The sequence below is a fragment of the Burkholderia sp. Ac-20379 genome (genome assembly GCF_017104645.1).
GTDB lineage: Bacteria > Pseudomonadota > Gammaproteobacteria > Burkholderiales > Burkholderiaceae > Burkholderia.
The window spans coordinates 1-3,020 of record NZ_JAAGPF010000532.1; the positions used below are offsets into that span (position 1 = coordinate 1).

General features: G+C 68.6%; 1 protein-coding gene. It reads right to left on the minus strand.

Going from position 1 to position 3,020, the window contains the following annotated elements:
• The coding region (hrpA, locus tag G3N92_RS32370) for an ATP-dependent RNA helicase HrpA (RefSeq protein ID WP_206131604.1) at positions 1–3,020 on the minus strand (3,020 nt) is incomplete at both ends.

Below are 3,020 nucleotides of genomic sequence, written 5' to 3' on the forward strand. Positions count from 1 at the left end.
TGCCGCCGCGATCTTCTGGAAATGCTGCTGCGCCTGCATGCCCAGTTCGCCGCGCAACTGCGCGAGATTGCGGCCCATGCCGAGCTGGCGGCCATGCTCGTCGATCACCTTGAAATTCATGAACAGGTGCGCCGGCAGCGTTTCCAGCTTGAAATCCGAGGATTTCATGGCGATCTGCGTCTGATGGCGGATGTCAGCGATCAGCAGCTCGACCAGCGCGCCCGCGCCGAAGCGCTCGGCGCCCGAACGCTCGACGAAGCCGGCCGCGAACTCGGGCAGCGGCACGCAATGGCGGCGCAGCTTCTGCGGCAGCGATTTCAGCAGCAGTTGCACCTTTTCCTTCAGCATGCCCGGCACGAGCCATTCGGCGCGGCGCGCGTCGACCTGGTTCAGCGCGTAGAGCGGCACCTGCAGCGTCACGCCGTCGCGCGGCGAGCCCGGCTCGAAGTGGTACGACAGGCCCATTTCCACGCCGGCCATGGTCAACCGTTTCGGGAACAGGTCGGTCGTCACGCCGGCCGCCTCGTGGCGCATCAGATCGTCGCGCGACAGGTACAGCAGGCGCAGCTTGTCCTCGGGCTGGCCGCTCCGCTTCAGCTCGTCGCGATACCAGCGCTCGAACGCCGCGCCGGTGTGGATGCCTTCCGGCACCGCCTGATCGTAGAAGCCGAAGATCAGTTCGTCGTCCACCAGCACGTCCTGCCGGCGCGACTTGTGCTCGAGCTGCTCGATATCGGCCAGCAGCTTGCGGTTGTGCGCGAAGAACGCGAGCCGCGTGTCGAATTCGCCCTCCACCAGCGCGCCGCGGATGAACAGCTCGCGCGCGCGCTTCGGATCCTGCTTGCCGAACGCCACGCGGCGCCGGTTGTAGATCGTCAGGCCGTACAGCACGCCGCGCTCGAACGCCGTCACCTGCGCCGGCTTCTTCTCCCAGTGCGGCTCGGACAACGACGTTTTCAGCAGATGCGCGCCGACCTTCTCGACCCATTCGGGCTCGATCTTCGCCAGCCCGCGCGCGTACAGCCGGCTCGTTTCCACCAGCTCGGCGGCCATCACCCAGCGTCCGGCCTTCTTGACCAGCGCCGAGCCCGGCCACAGATGGAACTTGATGCCGCGCGCGCCGAGGTAATGCGGCTCGTCGTCGGCCTTCATGCCGATATTGCCGAGCAGGCCCGTCAGCAGCGACAGATGCACCTGCTCGAAGGTCGCATCGGCTTCGTTCAGGCGCCAGCCGAGCTCGCGCACCACCGTCAGCAGTTGCGAATGAACGTCGCGCCATTCGCGCAGCCGCAGGTGCGACAGGAAATTGGCGCGGCAGGCGTCCACCAGTTGGCGGTTCGACTTCTTGTGCGCCACCGCCTCCTCGAACCAGGCCCAGATGCGCGGCCACTGGAGGAATTCGGAGCGCTCGTCGGCGAACTTGCGGTGCGCCTGGTCGGCCTGCTCCTGCGCCTCGATCGGCCGGTCGCGCGGATCCTGCACCGACAGCGCGCTGGCGATGATCAGCACCTCGCGCAGCGCCTGCTGGTCGCGCGCGGCCAGGATCATGCGGCCCACGCGCGGGTCGAGCGGCAGGCGCGCCAGTTCGCGGCCGAGCGGCGTCAGCGCGTTGTCGTCGTCCACCGCGCCCAGTTCGTTGAGCAGTTGATAGCCGTCGGCGATCGCGCGGCCCGGCGGCGGCTCGATGAACGGGAACGATTCGATCGAGCTCAGATGCAGCGACTTCATCCGCAGGATCACGGCCGCCAGCGACGAGCGCAGGATTTCCGGATCGGTGAAGCGCGCGCGGCCCGTGTAGTCGCTTTCCTCGTAGAGCCGGATGCAGATGCCGTCGGCCACCCGGCCGCAACGGCCGGCGCGCTGGTTGGCGGCCGCCTGCGAGATCGACTCCACCTGCAACTGCTCGACCTTGTTGCGATACGAATAGCGCTTGACGCGCGCGAGGCCGGTATCGACCACGTAGCGGATGCCCGGCACCGTCAGCGAGGTTTCGGCCACGTTGGTGGCCAGCACGATGCGGCGCGCGTTCGAACCCTTGAACACGCGTTCCTGATCGGCCGCCGACAGCCGCGCGAACAGCGGCAGGATTTCCGTATGCGGCGGGTGATGCTTGCGCAGCGCCTCGGCCGCGTCGCGGATCTCGCGCTCGCCGGGCAGGAACACCAGCACGTCGCCGGGGCCTTCGCGGCACAGCTCGTCGACCGCGTCGACGATGCCGTCCATCAGGTCGCGCTCGGCCTCGCGCGCGGTTTTCTGGCGGTCGCGCCCGCTCGACGCGCCTTCGGCGTTGCGCACGGCCGCCGAGCGGTCGTCGGCGATCGGCCGGTAGCGCACCTCGACCGGATACAGCCGGCCGCTGACCTCGATCACCGGCGCCGGCTTCGTCTCGCTGCCGAAGTGGCGCGCGAAGCGGTCGGCGTCGATCGTGGCCGAGGTCACGATCAGCTTCAGGTCGGGGCGCTTCGGCAGGATCTGCCGCAGGTAGCCGAGCAGGAAATCGATGTTGAGGCTGCGTTCGTGCGCCTCGTCGATGATCAGCGTGTCGTAGGCGCGCAGCAGCGGATCGGTCTGGGTTTCGGCCAGCAGAATACCGTCCGTCATCAGCTTGACGGATGCGCCGGGCGCCAGGTTGTCGGTAAAACGTACCTTGTAGCCGACCACCTCGCCGAACGGCGTGCCGAGTTCCTCGGCGATCCGGCGGCCCGTGGACGACGCCGCCAGCCGGCGCGGCTGCGTATGGCCGATCAAGCCCTTGCCGCCCGCGCCCACGCCGCGGCCCAATTCGAGGCAGATCTTCGGCAACTGGGTGGTCTTGCCCGAGCCGGTTTCGCCGCAGACGATCACCACCTGGTTCGCCGCGATCGCGCGCGCGATCTCCTCGCGCTTGCCCGAGACGGGCAGGCTTTCGGGGAACGTGATCGGCGGGACCGGGTTCGGCGTCACCGGCGGCCGGGGAGCGCGCGGCTCGCGGGGCGGACGCGATTCCTGGCGAGCACCGGCGCGGGAATCGGCACGAGAAT